General features: G+C 47.9%; 17 protein-coding genes. 14 read left to right on the top strand and 3 right to left on the bottom strand.

What is annotated here, in order from left to right:
• Positions 1–128: 128 nt before the first annotated feature.
• From rpsG to ON05_RS28530, 5 genes are all read left to right on the top strand, one after another.
• The gene (rpsG, locus tag ON05_RS28550) at positions 129–599 is read left to right on the top strand and encodes a 30S ribosomal protein S7 (protein ID WP_010467971.1); all 471 of its coding nucleotides are present in this window, start codon (positions 129–131) and stop codon (positions 597–599) included.
• Positions 600–696: 97 nt separating this feature from the next.
• Positions 697–2772 (top strand): elongation factor G, encoded by a 2076-nt coding sequence (fusA, locus tag ON05_RS28545; protein ID WP_010467969.1) that lies wholly within the window; start codon positions 697–699, stop codon positions 2770–2772.
• 25 nt (positions 2773–2797) lie between these two features.
• Positions 2798–4027, top strand: a complete 1230-nt coding sequence (tuf, locus tag ON05_RS28540; RefSeq protein WP_010467967.1) for an elongation factor Tu — start codon at positions 2798–2800, stop codon at positions 4025–4027.
• A 145-nt stretch (positions 4028–4172) separates the two neighbouring features.
• A complete protein-coding gene (gene rpsJ / locus ON05_RS28535; protein ID WP_010467965.1) occupies positions 4173–4490 on the top strand; it encodes a 30S ribosomal protein S10 in 318 nt (105 codons plus the stop codon).
• Between the two features lie 106 nt (positions 4491–4596).
• Positions 4597–5247: an LON peptidase substrate-binding domain-containing protein gene (locus tag ON05_RS28530; RefSeq protein ID WP_010467963.1), complete on the top strand. Its 651-nt coding sequence runs from the start codon at positions 4597–4599 to the stop codon at positions 5245–5247.
• A gap of 207 nt (positions 5248–5454) precedes the next feature.
• Here ON05_RS28530 and ON05_RS28525 read toward each other — a convergent pair whose 3' ends face one another.
• Both ON05_RS28525 and ON05_RS28520 read right to left on the bottom strand, forming a co-directional pair.
• Positions 5455–5988 carry an FKBP-type peptidyl-prolyl cis-trans isomerase gene (locus ON05_RS28525; protein WP_010467961.1) on the bottom strand — a complete coding sequence of 178 codons (534 nt, stop codon included), beginning with the start codon at positions 5986–5988 and terminating at the stop codon, positions 5455–5457.
• A 61-nt stretch (positions 5989–6049) separates the two neighbouring features.
• Positions 6050–6373, bottom strand: coding sequence for a phasin family protein (locus ON05_RS28520; protein WP_010467959.1), 324 nt, complete (start codon positions 6371–6373; stop codon positions 6050–6052).
• A gap of 300 nt (positions 6374–6673) precedes the next feature.
• Here ON05_RS28520 and lnt point away from each other — a divergent pair, with 300 nt between their 5' ends.
• The 3 genes from lnt to ON05_RS28505 all read left to right on the top strand — a co-directional run bounded on the left by lnt (position 6674) and on the right by ON05_RS28505 (position 9858).
• Positions 6674–8134, top strand: coding sequence for an apolipoprotein N-acyltransferase (lnt, locus tag ON05_RS28515; protein ID WP_050857413.1), 1461 nt, complete (start codon positions 6674–6676; stop codon positions 8132–8134).
• A gap of 129 nt (positions 8135–8263) precedes the next feature.
• Positions 8264–8950, top strand: a complete 687-nt coding sequence (locus ON05_RS28510; RefSeq protein ID WP_010467955.1) for a molecular chaperone DnaJ — start codon at positions 8264–8266, stop codon at positions 8948–8950.
• A gap of 5 nt (positions 8951–8955) precedes the next feature.
• Positions 8956–9858, top strand: coding sequence for a tetratricopeptide repeat protein (locus ON05_RS28505; RefSeq protein ID WP_010467954.1), 903 nt, complete (start codon positions 8956–8958; stop codon positions 9856–9858).
• A 72-nt stretch (positions 9859–9930) separates the two neighbouring features.
• Here the strand turns inward: ON05_RS28505 and ON05_RS28500 are convergent, their stop codons facing one another.
• Complete coding sequence (locus ON05_RS28500) at positions 9931–10482, bottom strand: GNAT family N-acetyltransferase (RefSeq protein WP_010467952.1); 552 nt, start codon at positions 10480–10482, stop codon at positions 9931–9933.
• Between the two features lie 644 nt (positions 10483–11126).
• Here ON05_RS28500 and ON05_RS28495 point away from each other — a divergent pair.
• The 6 genes from ON05_RS28495 (at position 11127) to ON05_RS28470 (ending at position 16795) form a co-directional block, all read left to right on the top strand.
• Positions 11127–12557: a form I ribulose bisphosphate carboxylase large subunit gene (locus tag ON05_RS28495; RefSeq protein ID WP_010467950.1), complete on the top strand. Its 1431-nt coding sequence runs from the start codon at positions 11127–11129 to the stop codon at positions 12555–12557.
• A gap of 132 nt (positions 12558–12689) precedes the next feature.
• Positions 12690–13091: a RuBisCO chaperone RbcX gene (rcbX, locus tag ON05_RS28490; RefSeq protein ID WP_010467947.1), complete on the top strand. Its 402-nt coding sequence runs from the start codon at positions 12690–12692 to the stop codon at positions 13089–13091.
• Positions 13092–13143: 52 nt separating this feature from the next.
• Positions 13144–13491 carry a ribulose bisphosphate carboxylase small subunit gene (locus ON05_RS28485; protein ID WP_010467945.1) on the top strand — a complete coding sequence of 116 codons (348 nt, stop codon included), beginning with the start codon at positions 13144–13146 and terminating at the stop codon, positions 13489–13491.
• Positions 13492–13706: 215 nt separating this feature from the next.
• On the top strand, positions 13707–14333 hold the full coding sequence (locus ON05_RS28480) for a GDSL-type esterase/lipase family protein (RefSeq protein ID WP_010467943.1): 627 nt from the start codon (positions 13707–13709) through the stop codon (positions 14331–14333).
• 116 nt (positions 14334–14449) lie between these two features.
• Positions 14450–15700, top strand: coding sequence for an AAA family ATPase (locus ON05_RS28475; RefSeq protein WP_010467941.1), 1251 nt, complete (start codon positions 14450–14452; stop codon positions 15698–15700).
• 24 nt (positions 15701–15724) lie between these two features.
• Entirely contained in the window at positions 15725–16795 is a 1071-nt protein-coding gene (locus ON05_RS28470) for a RuBisCO accumulation factor 1 (RefSeq protein ID WP_010467939.1), read from the top strand.
• Positions 16796–16907: the final 112 nt, after the last annotated feature.

Raw genomic sequence — 16907 nt, 5'->3', positions numbered from 1 at the left:
CCTATTTCTCTCATCAGTGTGAGCATTAGGCTAGATGGTTGCGGTTATCGTAGTCTTAAAAATGCATTCCTCGAAATAGCGGGGATTTATTAAGCCCTTAATTATTACTATCTTGTGTAGGATTTCTCATGTCTCGTCGTATTCGTGTCCAAAAGCGCCCTGTTCCCCCCGATCCGGTTTATAATAGCCGCCTCATTAGTATGACTATTCGGCGCTTGATGGCGAGTGGGAAAAAATCTCTGGCATCCCGTATCCTTTATGATGCGTTGAAAATCATTGAAGAGCGAACGAATCAGGACCCGTTAGAGGTGTTTGAAACGGCAGTTCGCAATGTGACGCCATTAGTAGAAGTGAAAGCACGCCGAGTGGGTGGTGCTACTTATCAAGTCCCGATGGAAGTCAGATCCGATCGAGGTATTGCCTTGGCGTTGCGATGGATTATTCGTTTTTCGCGCCAGCGTCCTGGGCGGTCTATGGTGAGCAAATTGGCTAACGAACTCATCGATGCTGCGAATGAGACAGGTGCAGCGATTCGTAAGCGTGAAGAGACCCACCGTATGGCGGAAGCTAATAAAGCGTTTGCCCATTATCGGTACTAAGCTTTGTGAAGTTCATCTGAGATAAGTTATAGAATCATTACAGCAAGAATGTTGTATACCCTTATGCGAATGACTTGCTAGGGCGAAGGAGGTAGCTGTGGCACGTTCTGTCCCGCTAGAAAAAGTGCGCAATATTGGCATTGCGGCCCATATTGATGCGGGAAAAACGACGACAACTGAGCGTATTTTGTTCTACTCCGGTGTGGTACACAAGGTCGGAGAAGTTCATGATGGCAATACAGTTACTGATTGGATGGATCAGGAGCGGGAACGTGGCATTACTATTACCGCTGCAGCCATTTCCACAACCTGGCAGGATCACCAAGTCAATATTATTGATACGCCTGGGCATGTAGATTTCACGATCGAAGTGGAACGCTCGATGCGTGTTTTGGATGGTGTGATTGCGGTTTTCTGCTCTGTGGGAGGGGTGCAACCTCAGTCAGAAACAGTTTGGCGTCAGGCAGATCGCTATCAAGTTCCCCGAATTGTCTTCGTCAACAAGATGGATCGAACGGGTGCGAATTTTTTCAGAGTTTATGAACAAATTCGTGATCGTCTCAAAGCTAATGCTGTTGCCGTTCAACTTCCAATCGGCAGTGAAGATAAGTTTGAGGGAATCGTTGATTTGGTGAATATGAAAGCCTTCATCTACACCAATGATCAGGGCACTGATATTCAAGAGACCGAGATTCCTGAGTCCACTCAAGAACAGGCTCAAGAGTATCGAACACTGCTAGTTGAGGCAGTGGCTGAAGCCGATGATTCCCTGATGGAGAAGTATCTCGAAGGTGAATCTTTATCAGAAATAGAAATTCAATCGGCTTTGCGCCGTGGCACCATTGCAGGCACTATTGTGCCCATGCTTTGCGGCTCTGCTTTCAAGAATAAAGGTGTTCAGCTCTTACTAGATGCTGTTATTGACTATATGCCGGCACCGATTGATGTTCCTGCTATTCAAGGGAAGCTGTTGGATGGCACTGAAGCTGAGCGTCCGGCTGATGATGAAGCACCTTTAGCTGCCCTTGCATTTAAAGTGATGTCTGATCCCTATGGACGGCTCACTTTTATTCGTGTGTATTCAGGTGTTCTCACCAAAGGCAGCTATATTCTCAATCCAACCAAAAATAAAAAAGAGCGAGTTTCTAGGTTGATCATCATGAAAGCTGATGATCGAATTGAGGTTGATGAGTTGCGGTCAGGAGATTTAGGTGCAGCCCTGGGCCTTAAGGATACGTTTACGGGGGAAACTCTGTGTAATGCATCTGAACCGATTGTTCTGGAGTCTCTATTTATCCCTGAGCCTGTTATTTCTGTGGCGGTAGAGCCTAAAACTAAGCAGGATATGGATAAACTGTCCAAAGCTCTACAGTCTTTGTCTCAAGAAGATCCTACCTTTCGCGTTAGTGTAGACCCGGAAACCAATCAGACGGTGATTGCCGGGATGGGTGAGCTGCATTTGGAGATTTTGATTGATCGGATGCTGCGAGAATTCAAAGTTGAGGCTAATATTGGAGCCCCCCAAGTTGCGTATCGGGAAACGATACGCAAAGCAGTGACGGCAGAAGGCAAGTTTGTGCGGCAAAGCGGTGGGAAAGGCCAATATGGTCATGTGGTTGTTGAGATCGAACCTGCTGAAGAGGGCACTGGTTTCGAATTTATCTCAAAAATTGTCGGGGGGGCTATCCCCAAAGAGTTTATTGGTCCGGCTGAGCAAGGGATGAAAGAAGCTTGCGAATCTGGTATCTTAGCTGGTTATCCCCTCATTGATGTCAAAGCGACATTAGTGGACGGGTCTTACCATGATGTTGATTCTTCTGAAATGGCCTTTAAAATCGCGGGCTCAATGGCAATCAAAGAGGGGGTAATGCAAGCCTCCCCAGCGCTATTAGAACCCATGATGAAAGTTGAGGTAGAAGTACCTGAAGACTTCCTAGGCCCTGTAATGGGTGACCTCATTTCTCGAAGAGGCCAAATCGAAGGTCAAGAAGTGGCCCAAGGGCTCGCCAAAGTGACGACCAAAGTCCCATTGGCGACCATGTTTGGCTATGCCACAGATATCCGGTCTATGACTCAGGGTCGAGGTATCTTTACAATGGAGTTTGGCAACTACGAGGACGTTCCTCGCAATGTGGCTGAACCCATTATCGAAAAAAACAAAGGGAACGCATAATTCATCGAAAAGGAATAGTTGATACATGGCACGCGCAAAATTTGAACGAACAAAACCCCACGTCAACATTGGCACCATTGGTCACGTTGATCATGGTAAAACCACTTTGACAGCAGCAATTACCATGTCTCTCGCTGCCCTTGGCCAAGCTAAAGCCAGGAAGTACGATGACATTGATGCGGCCCCAGAAGAACGGGAAAGAGGCATTACCATTAATACAGCGCACGTTGAGTATGAGACGGAAGATCGTCATTATGCTCACGTGGACTGTCCTGGGCACGCTGACTATGTCAAGAACATGATTACTGGGGCTGCCCAGATGGATGGGGCAGTATTAGTCGTCTCGGCTGCTGATGGCCCTATGCCCCAAACCCGTGAACATATTCTATTGGCTAAGCAAGTTGGAGTTCCCAACATTGTGGTCTTTATGAATAAGCAAGACCAGGTAGATGATGAAGAGTTGCTAGAGTTGGTTGAGCTAGAAGTTCGAGAACTCTTAAACGACTATGATTTTCCAGGCGATGATATTCCCATCGTTTCAGGCTCTGCCCTAATGGCGTTGGAAGCGCTCAACGATGCTGACTCCATGAAGAAAGGGGATAACGAATGGGTGGATAAGATTTATAAGTTGATGGAAGAAGTGGATGCTTATATCCCTACTCCTGAAAGAGATGTTGATAAGCCTTTCTTAATGGCAGTTGAAGATGTTTTCTCTATCACAGGTCGTGGAACTGTTGCAACTGGCCGGATTGAGCGAGGCAAGGTTGTCGTTGGTGAGACCGTTGAGTTAGTTGGGATTAGAGACACACGCAGCACTACGGTGACTGGTGTTGAAATGTTCCAAAAGACCCTTGACGAAGGAATGGCTGGTGATAACGTCGGCTTGCTCTTGCGAGGTGTTCAGAAAGAAGACATTGAGCGCGGCATGGTATTGGCTAAGCCTGGCTCCATTACCCCTCATACTCAGTTTGAGTCTGAAGTTTATATCCTGAAGAAGGATGAGGGAGGGCGTCATACACCGTTTTTCCCTGGCTACCGTCCTCAGTTTTATGTCAGGACAACAGATGTAACGGGTACTATCAGTGCTTTTACAGCTGATGATGGCAGTGCGGCTGAAATGGTGATGCCTGGTGATCGCATTAAAATGACGGTTGAATTAATCAACCCCATTGCGATTGAGCAAGGGATGCGATTTGCAATTCGTGAAGGCGGACGGACTGTTGGAGCTGGTGTTGTCTCCAAAATTCTTAAATAGTCTGCTAAGCAGCCCTTAAGATGGAGCTGGAGGTACAGCGATAACGCTCACCTTCAGCTCATCCAAACAGTTCCGATTCCAATGGCACTGCTAAACGGCTTTGCTAATATTCAGAACCTTGACAACTTAACAACTGACTTAAGATATGACCACTCTCCAGCAACAGAAAATTCGCATTCGCCTAAAAGCTTTTGATCACCGTTTGCTTGATACATCCTGTGACAAAATTGTTGAAACTGCTAAGCGGACGAATGCTTCCCCTGTTGGACCTATTCCTTTACCGACTCGGCGACGTATTTATTGTGTTCTACGATCTCCGCACGTAGACAAAGACTCCCGTGAGCACTTCGAAACACGCACCCACCGTCGTATTGTTGATATTTATCAGCCTTCCCCCAAGACAATTGATGCGTTGATGAAGCTTGATCTACCTGCTGGTGTTGATATTGAAGTTAAGCTTTAGTCATCGCCACAGTTGATAGGCGCTTGTCTGAGTTGTTTGTGAATTCTTCGGGAGACATGGGCTAGAGTGAATAAGAGTACTCCCTATCCCACCTCTTCCGTTGCCAATGGCTATTCCCTCTTCAATTGCTGTTCGTGAGCTACCGCTATTCCCTCTACCTGATGTAGTCTTGTTTCCAGGGCGACCATTGCCGTTGCATATTTTCGAATATCGCTATCGGATAATGATGAACACTATCTTGGAGGAAGATCGGCAATTTGGTGTTTTGATGTGGGATCCGAACAAAGGTGAGGCAGCTGTTGTAGGCTGTTGTGCTGAAATCACAAAACATGAAAGGCTGCCTGATGATCGAATCATGATTTTAACGCTGGGGCGGCAGCGGTTTAAGGTACTCCATTACGTTCGTGAAAAACCCTACCGTGTTGGACTAGTAGAGTGGATTGAAGATCAACCTTTGCCCGTGGATCAAGACCTACAGGCGTTGACTACAGATGTTACTCAGCTGTTGCAAGATGTTGTTCGACTCTCTGCAAAGCTAACTGAACAAGATATCAACCTTCCAGATGATATTCCTAGCCTCCCCGTAGACCTATCCTACTGGGTTGCCAGTAATTTCTATGGTGCGGCGTTAGAGCAACAATCTTTGCTAGAAATGCAGGATACCCAGGCTCGGCTAGAACGAGAAGCTGAGATTTTGATGTCTACCCGCAACCATTTGGCAGCGCGTACAGTTTTGAAAGATACACTAGAGCCCTAACTGGCTTGACAGCCTTCAATTCTTTATAAAGAAAAAACACGTCTGAACCATTATATAGACCTCTTGCATAATTCAACTAACGATATGCTAGCGGTCTAAAATCCGAGTCAGATCGCTGTATTTTGTTCGTCTGTAGCACATCGTGAAACGAATATTGCAAGAGGTCTAATAGCTTAGACGTGTTTTTCTTGTAACTAAGATTAAAAGCTACTGAATTCTCAGTAATTCAACATCAAAAACTAGGGTGGCATTGGGCGGAATGACACCACCGGCACCCCTTGAGCCGTAACCTAAATCGGGGGGGATGACTAGCTCTCGACGCCCACCTACTTTCATGGTGCCAACGCCTTCGTCCCAACCTTTAATGACTCGTCCCTTACCAATGGGGAATGAGAATGGCTGTCCGCGGTCGCGAGAGCTATCGAATTTACTCCCATCAGTTAAGGTGCCAGTATAGTGAACGACGACCATTTGACCTAGCATCGGTTGCTCACCTGTACCTTCGACTAAGTCACGGTATTGCAAGCCAGATGCGGTGGTGGTGTAATCGGAATCTTCAGTGTTAGTTGAATTCATATCAGATGTGGGAGTTTGGGCAACAGGAATCGCAGCAACGGTTGTCAGATTATCTGTTTGTAAGGGTTCTGCGGATACTTCAGGTGTATCGTTAGTGATTTGGGCAATGACCAAAACGGCGCTACAAACAAGGACAATCCCGAAACTGATTAAGATATTACGCAAGGTATTCCTCCGATCGTTTTAGGACGGTGATGCTTTGAAGGGTTGGTTTTGATTGAGGAGGCTATTGCCAAAGCTTATTTTCTAAGTCTCGCACTTGTCGCTCCAGTCGATCAATCCTACCGCGTAATTCGTCCACTTCGGCTTGTCTGGCTAAGCCTAAATCTTGCATCATGTTGCGAACCTGTCGCTCCATCTGAGCTTCCCAGTCTCCTGGGTCTGAGCGCATTTGTTGTAAAAGATCATCAACAAAGGCTTTGGCTTGTTCGGGATTGAGCCTTCCCTCATTGACCCACTGATCACTGACTTCCCTAAGTTTATCCGCGACAAAGGAGGTGGTTCCGACCCCAATCATCAACATTTGCTTGAGGAAATTGTTGTTGTCCATGAAAACCTCGGGTTTGGGAATGAAGGTGTGAAAATTACGATGGTTGTTGAACTTCAGCATAGCGAAGTTAAAGGTCTTCTCGAAAGTAGGGATAGTACGGTGGCTATTGACCTAGAGCTTGGCCTAACGCACGTAATGGAGGCCTGAATCAGGAAAAACTGAATCAGGTTAAACTGCCAGCAGACTTTACTGCAAGCTATCAGAAGATACGTGAAATATATTGTTCAAGATCGTATTCGACCGAAAATCTCTACGGCTAAATGGCGAGGGTTTGGTATCGTTTTTCTCTCGGGCTTAGGGATGGGTATTATTCCCGCCCCCGTGGGAGCTTGGTGGTTCGCATGGATTGCTTTGGTCCCCCTGTGGATATACATTAACCGTGCTCAGGGGCGGGTGTGGCTGGCGATGCGGCTGGGGTTCGTATGGGGACTGGGGTATCAGGGGGCTGCAGTGTCGTGGGTAACGGGCTTGCACCCTTTGACATGGATGGGGCTGTCTTGGTGGACAAGTCTGACGATTGCATTGGCTTGCTGGATGTTTGTAACGGTTTATGGGGCGTTGATTGCTGCTTTTTGGTCTGGGTGGATGGCCTGGATAGGGGCAAAACTCCCTGTTTATCATCGAATTTTGGTGGGAACAACGGCTTGGGTAGTTTTGGAGTGGCTCTGGACTCAATCGCCCTTGTGGTGGACCCCGATTTCTTATACCCAAAGCCCAACAAACCTGATCATTCTGCATTTGGGTCGGATATCCGGCCCGACTGTTATTGTGGCTGCATTAGTCATGGTTAATGGCTGTTTGGCAGAAAGCTGGGTAGCCCTTCGTTATCGATGGCGGTATCGCAGTGTTGCGATCGCACTTTTTATCGGTTTACATCTATTAGGCTTGAGCCTTTACCTGCAGCCATTGCAGATGGAGCAGGACACTGCCCTTAACATCGGCATTATTCAAGGCAATATCCCCACGCGGATCAAATTATTTAAGCAAGGTCTTGAACTGGGGCGTCAGAATTATGAGGCGGGGTATCGGCAGTTGGCCGATCAAGGCGTTGATGCGGTGCTGATGCCAGAAGGGGCATTTCCCTTTTTATGGCGAGGTCAGCCTCCCTTAGTAGAGGCTATTCAAGATAAACAGGTAGTGGCCTGGCTGGGGAGTTTTATGCCCGAAGACCATCGCATTACCCAGAGTTTAATTACCGTTTTGGCTGATGGCAGCATCTTTAGCCGCTATAACAAAATTAAGCTGGTGCCCTTGGGTGAATATATTCCCTTTGAATCCTTATTGGGTGGGTTAATCGGTCGGTTGACCCCCGTCAGTACCCAGATGAATTTAGGGAAGCCTGATCAACAATTCTTGACTCCTTGGGGACCTGCGATCGCAGGGATTTGTTTTGATTCCGCCTTTCCGCAACTGTTTCAAAAACAAGCCGCTCAAGGCGGAGAGTTTATTCTGACGGCCTCCAATAACGATCCTTACAATACTCGGATGATGGCTCAGCACCATGCCCATGACGTCATGAGAGCGATAGAAACGGATCGGTGGACCGTTCGTTCGACGAACACCGGTTACTCTGGTGTGATTAACCCCCATGGCCAAACCTTGTGGCGCTCACAGCCTCTGGTGTTTGCTACCCATGCTGCCACCATTTACCGCCGTCAAACTCAGACTTTATATGTACAGTGGGGAAATTGGTTCTTACCTAGCTTGGTGGCACTCAGTATGATTGCGGGCCTTCCCTCTTTCATCAACACCAGTAAGTAAGCTAAGTTAGATAAAACTGGCTTTTCAACTGAGGTATGGCAGCATCGTTTGCCATTTCCCTAGGGTACGCTCTCTATCTTGAACACAACTCGATTTAATAGTATCTCCTCCCATCACGATTCAAAGTCAATGAGTAGTAGTCTTGTTCGTCAATCGACGCCAGAAGAGCTAGAACTCCAGCAAAAGCAGTCAGAGCTATTGGATTTGGAAGCTCAGTTAGCGCAACGGGAGCTGGAGTTGGCTACGTTTCAGGCCGAACTCCACTCGTTTGAATATCGCTACATGCAGGTTGTGGGCATCCGTCAAGAGGAATTAGAGCGGATTAATGCCCAAATTTCAAAATACTTAACGTTGATGGCCTCTAATCACAACTTTCGGCCCTCCGCCCGCCTCAAACAACTCTATCGAGAAGTGGCTAAACGGATTCATCCTGACCTAGCGACAGACCCTGAAGAGCGTGATCGCCGCGAGCAACTGATGGCCTTAGTGAATCGAGCCTATGAAGCGGGGGATGAAGATCGGCTCCGGGCAATTTTGCATGACTGGGAAAGTAGTCCCGACTCGGTTCAAGGGGAAGGGATAACAGCAGATTTAATCCGGACAATTCGCCAAATAGCTCAAAGCCGACAGCGGTTGCAGTCGATTGAGGATAAATTACAGCAGCTATCCCAATCCGATTTACATCAATTGCGGATAAAAGCTGTGAAGCTAGAGCAACTTGGACAGGATCTTTTGCTAGAAATGTCTCATCGCTTTGACCAAGAAATCTTGATGGCGCAGCGACAGTTAACAGAGCTTAAGAAAAAAATGGGATAGAGATTATGGTGGAGGGGCCCAGTGAGCAGTCCCAACAGGGTAAGTTCAATCTTCCATCTCTTCATACTCGTGTTGATGATCAGATGTCTTCGTTGATTAAACGTGGACTACATCTGGCCAATGAAATAGAAGCCGATCTGATCCATTCTGTCTTTGAATCCGAAGGCCAGGACAGTCCACTGCCAGATGAAACGGAGCCCGTTGAGGCAAACCATCAAAGTTCTAAACACCCTGAATCTCCGTTCCCACCCGACCCTTTAGAGGGATTGACCCTGGTTCAACCGACCGTCACGAGTCAACCAACCCTCGACCCAGAAGCAACAGATGAGACCTCTTGGGCGATGGTGTGGCTGCGGCGCGGACTACATAAGTATGAGCAAGCAGACTATATTGGGGCAAAAAATAATTTTAAGCAGGCGATTCAAAAGCAGCCCACTTTGGCCGCAGCTCACAACGGCTTGGGTAGCGTGTTGTATCAATTTCGGGACTTTGTCGAAGCGGTTGTTGTGTATAACCAAGCTTTGGACTATGCCCCTGAGAATGCCGAGCTCTATTGCAATCTAGCAAGTGCTCTCTATCGCATTCAGAATTATGATGAAGCGGCCCTAGCTTATCAAAAAGCGATTTATTACAACGCTTATTTGCATGCTGCCTATTATGGTTTGGGACTAGCCCAGTTTCAAATTGGATTTCAAGAAGAAGCGATGACAGCCTTTGAACAAGCCACCCAATTGAATGTGCAGCATGCCGAGAGCTTTCTGGGATTGGCTGTGACCCATTTTGAATTTGGAGAGTATCAGGAGGCCAGCCTCGCCTTAGAGCAGGCGATGAAGTTAAACCCCGTTTATATCGAAGCCTATTTCAGGCTGCAGAAGTTTGTGGATGTATTAGGGGATAGCTCTCACTGAAACTGAGAGATTCCTTGGGATGGCAGCAGCTATGAGTCGTCACATGGAGTGCCAGAGAACTGCAACGCTGGATTACCGAAAGTTGGGATACCAAAACATCCCTTTAATGCCTTCTGGGTCAGGCATAAAGCCTAAATCTCGGTAAAAGTTGACGACATGGGGGTCAGCAAAAAGAGTGATATTGCTAATATCCTCTCGCCGTAACTCTTTGATGATCTGTTTCATCAAGGCTTTGCCCAGGCCTTGGCCTTGAAAGTCAGGATGGACGACGACATCCCAAATGGTGGCATTAAACGTGTGATCGGAGGTGGCCCGAGAGAAACCAATCAGGCGATTGTAGCTACCCCGTTGTTCCCACATGGAGACCACAATAAAGCTATGTTTGAGGGCCTTTTTGACTTTGCGAATGGGGCGACGGGACCAGCCTACGGCATCACAAAGCTCTTCCAGTTCATACAGATCGATTTCACGATCTTTACTAAAAGTAATTTTAGATTGGGTCGATTTGGAGCCTCGCCCGTTGCTGGAAATTGACAGAGCCGTCCCGATCGAGCCATTCGCAGGGGCTAGGGTCTGTGCAGACGCCCCGTTTGAACTTCCAAATAAGCTTTTCCAAAAACCCATGCAGGAGTGTTTTAAGTGCTAAGTGTAACGAATGGCCTCAATTTTTTTTACAAAAGGCCACTTAAGTTAGTATAAGCCAGGTCACCGTCGGCATGGGATTTCATGGTGGAATTACTCCTTTTTCTGAGGGCCGTGAGGAGTCGTAACATTACTACACACTCATGTAATCGGGGGATTTGAGTCGCCTATCCTGCTGGCCCAGTATATGTAAGGGTTAGAGATGATACTTAAATAAAAGTAAAGTTTTGTCGACCTGAAATAAATTAAGCGAAGCCTGAGTTGTGCGAGGGTGATTACATTTGCTAATGTGAATCCTTGTAAAGATGAAATACGCTTAATCCACTTATATTGAATAAGATTTACTTATCAAAAGGTTCAAAACCTCCAAAGTTAAACTTATGCAATCTCTGGTAAATTGAATTTTAGCCAATTCCAGAGTATTTCTGTTGGAAATATCTTTCTCCAGTATTCCTCTCAAGGCGGCCATCTTAAGGAAAGCTATGATTCGCTTGCCGTTGAAGAGTTGGCATTAGGCGATTTTTGCAGGATAAAATTCAACATTTTTTTGCGGGCTACCTGAAAAGTTAGCCTCAGTTGTTTTGTCCGGGATTTATCACGTTTAGATGAGGTTGTTCAAGAGCAACATGTCCTATTCACAAACTAGAACTCAGTCAAAGGCCGGATATGATGCTGGCGTTAAAGACTACAAGCTAACCTATTACACGCCGGACTACACCCCAAAAGATACAGATATCCTCGCTGCCTTCCGGATGACCCCTCAACCAGGTGTTCCTCCCGAAGAAGCTGGTGCTGCTGTTGCGGCTGAATCCTCAACAGGAACCTGGACCACTGTGTGGACTGACCTGTTAACCGATTTGGATCGATACAAAGGCCGTTGCTACGACATCGAAGCAGTTGCCAACGAAGATAATCAGTACATTGCCTATATTGCCTATCCCCTCGATTTGTTTGAGGAAGGGTCAGTCGTCAACTTGTTGACCTCCCTTGTGGGTAACGTGTTTGGTTTCAAAGCACTTCGGGCCTTACGTCTTGAAGATATTCGTATTCCGGTTGCCTACATGAAGACCTTCCAAGGTCCTCCTCACGGAATCACAGTTGAGCGTGACAAGATCAATAAGTATGGCCGTCCTTTGTTGGGTTGTACCATTAAGCCCAAGTTAGGTCTATCCGCAAAGAACTACGGTAGAGCCGTTTATGAGTGTCTCCGCGGTGGTCTTGACTTCACTAAGGATGATGAGAACATTAACTCTCAGCCTTTCATGCGCTGGCGTGATCGCTTCCTCTTTGTTGCTGAAGCGATTCATAAAGCCCAAGCTGAAACCGGTGAGATTAAAGGTCACTATCTAAATGTTACCGCTGCCACCTGTGAGGAGATGCTGAAGCGGGCTGAGTTCGCGAAAGAACTCGAAATGCCCATCATCATGCATGACTTTATTACCGGTGGTTTTACCGCTAACACAACCCTGTCCCACTGGTGCCGTGATAATGGTGTGCTGCTCCATATTCACCGAGCCATGCACGCTGTGATTGACCGTCAGAAGAACCATGGTATGCACTTCCGTGTTCTTTCGAAGTGTCTCCGCATGTCTGGTGGTGACCACATCCACACCGGTACGGTTGTGGGTAAGTTGGAAGGTGAAAAAGGCATCACCATGGGATTCGTGGATCTCTTGCGTGAGAACTATGTGGAGAAAGATCTGTCTCGTGGTATCTACTTCACTCAGGACTGGGCCTCTATGGGCGGCGTTATGGCTGTCGCCTCCGGTGGTATTCACGTTTGGCACATGCCTGCCCTAGTTGAGATCTTTGGTGATGATTCTGTGCTCCAGTTTGGTGGTGGAACCTTGGGTCACCCTTGGGGTTGTGCACCGGGTGCAACGGCTAACCGGGTTGCTCTTGAAGCCTGTGTCCAAGCTCGTAACGAAGGTCGCGACATGGCTCGTGAGGGTGGCGACATTCTCCGTGAAGCTGCTAAGTGGAGTCCTGAACTGGCTGTTGCCTTAGAAGTCTGGAAAGAGATCAAGTTCGAATTCGAGGCAATGGATACAGTCTAATCCCCTTGAAGCCAGGGCAAAGGGTGCCTTTGCCCTGAACAGATAGAGGAAGATGGACGTTCCTTTCCTTTCTCCCTTAACTGTTCAACGCATTATTCTATCCCTGTTTGAATTGGGGATGTGTTGGATTGCATGGATCAAAAACGAGTTGCCAAAGATACAGCCCAAGTGCTGATCAGCTATTTGACCTATCAAGCGGCCAAGTTAGTGGTGACTCAGCTTTATGAGACCAATCCCGGTCTTGGAATTTGGTTGTCGGAGTTTTCTTCTACGGATCGAATTCAAGACGGTGAGTTTTACCTCGAAGCCCTCATGCAAGAAAATCGAGAGTTAGCGTTGCGGTTGTTAACGGTGAGAGAGCATTTAGCAGAGGAAGTCGTTGAGTTCCTGCCAGAAATGGTCAAGACCGGAATTCAAGAATCGAATGTAGGTCATCGACGTCAGCTCCTAGAGCGAATGACCCAAATGTCTACACCCGAGTCACCTTCTAATGATGATGAGCTTGAAGCAGATGCTGATGAAGAGCTGGATTGAACGCCCATAAACTTTTTTGCAGTTTTTTGATGGAAATACTACGGATAAAACCATGAGAACTTTACCCATAGAAAGACGTTTCGAGACCTTTTCCTACTTGCCTCCCCTGAACGACGATCAGATTCGTCGACAAATTCAGTACATCTTGGATCAGGGCTATATTGCAGGAATTGAGTTTAACGATACTCCTGAGCCAACCGAATACTACTGGACCATGTGGAAGTTGCCTCTTTTCAAAAATCCTTCTGTTCAGGATGTTTTGTATGAGATTGGCGAGTGCCGCTCTGAGTACTCTGATAAGTATGTGCGGGTGGTTGGATTTGACAATATCCGCCAGTGCCAAGTCATGAGCTTTATTGTTCATAAGCCGGGTAGCAATAGTGGGTACCGCCCCTACTAAACTCTAGTGTGAATAGGGTCTTAGCTTTCTAAGCTGAACGGAGAGGTAGGTTAACCTACCTCTCCTCCTTTTTGTCAGGAGTGCTGGAAACTGGCACAAGTGGATAAGGCTTCATGCACAAGGTAAGGGGGATACTTGTAAAAGTTTGCTGCCAATACCTTGACAATTGCCGTAAAGCCTATATGACTTAGCAATAGTGATTGGGTATTTGGATCATGCCGAAAGACGACAAGGATCTGCGGATTTGTTTTGTGGGAGATTCATTTGTGAACGGGGTGGGTGATCTGGGCTGTTTGGGATGGACAGGCCGCATCTGCGCCACAATGTATCGGCGAGGATATGATTTCACCAGCTATAACTTGGGAGTTCGCCAAAGTACGAGTGCTGATATTGAAGACCGGTGGCTATCGGAAGTTCAAGCGCGCTGTCCGGCGGGTACGAATGGTCGAGTGGTCTTTAGCTTTGGGGTAAATGATACGGCCCAAGAATATGATCACTGCCGGGTTGATATGCCTCTGTCCCTGGAGAATGCGCGGCGCATTTTTAGAACGGCAAAGCTACGATATCCGATTCTGATGATTGGTCCGCCTGCGATCGCAGATCCTGACCATAATGAGCGAGTCAAAGATCTCTCCGAGAACCTTGGCATTCTTAGTCAAGAGTTAGATGTGCCCTATTTGGATATTTGGACACCTCTCTCCCGCTCCAGCATCTGGTTAAACGATATCAAAGCGAGAGATGGCTACCATCCTGGCAGTACGGGCTATACAGAAATGGCTGTGATTATTCAGAAGTGGTCTGCTTGGCTGGACTGGTTTAAGCGCGATCGTTCAGAGGAGTAGTCATAGGAGAATAGGCGAGCTTTGTTTACACCTATTAATTCAAGTGGGCCCAATTTTTAGGTGTGATATCCCTAGTTTTGATCCACCTGGCCTCTCCCCATATTTGAGCTTTGACCATGGGTTATTACCTATCGCCTCGATTTTTAGATAGACTGGCCGTCCATATCACCAAGAACTTTATGGACTTGCCAGGGCTGCGAGTGCCTCTGATCTTAGGGATTCATGGTCGCAAGGGAGAAGGAAAATCTTTCCAATGTGAGCTGTTGTTTGAGCAGATGGGCATTGAGCCCGTACGTATGTCGGCGGGTGAGCTGGAAAGCCCTGATGCAGGAGATCCAGTGCGCCTGATTCGGATGCGCTATCGAGAAGCAGCAGAACTGATCAAAGTGCGGGGCAAGATGTGCGTACTGCTGATTAACGATCTGGATGCGGGGGCGAGTCGGATGGATCAGACCACGCAGTATACCGTTAATACCCAGTTAGTGAACGGCACCTTGATGAATATTGCCGATAACCCCACGGATGTGCAGCTACCGGGTAGCTACGATACTCAGCCCATTCGCCGGGTGCCGATTTTGGTGACGGGCAATGATTTTTCCACCCTTTATGCACCCCTGGTGCGGGATGGACGGATGGATAAGTTCTATTGGCAGCCTAGTGATGAAGATCGGTTGGGGATAGTCCAGGGGATTTTTGAGCCGGATCGGTTATCCAGTTCTGTGATTGAACAGCTGGTCAATCATTTTGCCGACCAGGCTATCGACTTTTTTGGGGCATTGCGATCGCGCATCTATGACGAACAGGTGCGAGACTTTATTCGCAATCTTGGTATTGGCAACGTCTCTACTTATTTGGTCAATTCTCCTGAGCGACAGGTGCAGATCCAGCCCCCGGCCCTGGCATTAGACTATTTAATAGAGCTGGGTGAGGCGATGGTGGGTGAACAAGACCGTCTGCACCATGCTGGTTTGGCTCAAGCTTATCTGTCGGGAGCAAAGGCTGAACCTGTTAAACCTTCCCCTCCCCCACCTGAGTCAGAGGCAAACCATTACCTCCAGGCTGATATTGCATCTCAATCTAAGGGTGACTGGCCGGACTATATTGCCCATCATGAGATTGAGCATCTGTTTCAACAGGCCATGCGCCAGGGTAGCCAACTGAATTTAGAAACTGCTACATCTCGGGAAAAGGCGGGTAATGTCTGGCGCAGCTGGACTTGGCCGCAAGCGCCTCGAACGGTGACGGATGCCATGGCGGGGTTGCAAACCTGTCTGCAAGATCATCCCCAAAGTTACATTAAGTTGATTGGGTATGATCCGCGTACCCAAACCCGTACCCTAGAAGAACTGATTGTTCGTCCCCAGTAATTCTGTTGATCGCGACCTTTGCCCATGACTTCCTTTACGCCCCCTGGATCTAGCCCTGATATTGATGTTGACCAGCTTTTGCTGATGCTGCGCCGTAAGGAGAAAACCTGGGTGGACTGGGGCATGGCATGTCAGCAGCTCCAGAAAGCGGGCTATAGTCCCCAGCAGATTTTTGAAGAATCTGGGATTGAGCCGATTCAGCAGAACCAAATTATTGTGGCGGGACAGGTCTATCAAAACCTGAAGGATAAGGGGGCAGAGGCGGCTTGCCAATATTTTGGTGAGCGCCGTAGCGATATTCTCTATGAGTTTCGGGTGTTGAATCAGGTGGAACGAGCGGCAGCAGCTACTCTGGCGGCTGAGAAGCAGTTGGATGCAGATGAAGCCCGTGCGATCGCAAAAGCGATGAAGGAGTTCAGTCGTCTCTCGGAGACTCCGGTGGGATTCACCGATACACCGGGAGATGCCATGGCCTATCGATGCTGGTATTTTGCCCGTCAAAAGGATGATTTGCAGGAGCGCTCTCGTTTAATTGGCCAGGGGCTAAAGTTTGCCCATAGTGATTCAGCACGAGAGCAGCTACAAATGCTGTTGAGTGATTTCTCGGTGGTGAAGGCGAAAGAGGCTCCTCGCCTACCGTTTTTTCGGTTGGAATCGGAGGAGGAGTTGCCCCGATTGATGCCGGTGATGGGGCACTTGCCGTTGACTCTGACGGATTTGAAGGCGGTGCCTGTGGTGGAGGAGGAAGAGCCGTTTGGGATGGTGCAGTTTTCAGGAACTTGTGCTTGGGTGCCAGTGCCAGGGTGGCAGGTGATTTTGCGGGCGGAGGATCCGGTGGCGTTGTTAGCGCAGGTGCAAGATTTAGGCCTGGATCTGCCTCGGCCAACGGAGGAGGTGTTGGTGATTGTTGATCGCGATCAGCGGCAGTGGCATGAGGACTGCTATTTTTTGGTGGAGGCGGATGGGCAGTTACAGGTGCAGTGGTTTGCGGAGGCTCCTGAGCAGAAGCTTTATGGGCAGGTGGTTTTGGTGATGCGGCCTAAGCGGATTTTGGATGAGAATTTTACGAAGGATCCTTGGCATACGGATGAGTAGAGAGCTGCTGAACTTTCGATTCAGCCTGTGAAAAACTTCTACCCTGTGCCAAGCAGACGGGGTATGCTGCTCCCAAATCTGTGGTTGAGATTGTGAGCAAAAGCCAATCAGT

This window comes from Acaryochloris sp. CCMEE 5410, assembly GCF_000238775.2.
Classification (GTDB): Bacteria; Cyanobacteriota; Cyanobacteriia; order Thermosynechococcales; family Thermosynechococcaceae; genus Acaryochloris.
Note: the sequence above shows the minus strand (reverse complement) of the source record. Positions and strands in the feature narration are given on the sequence as shown.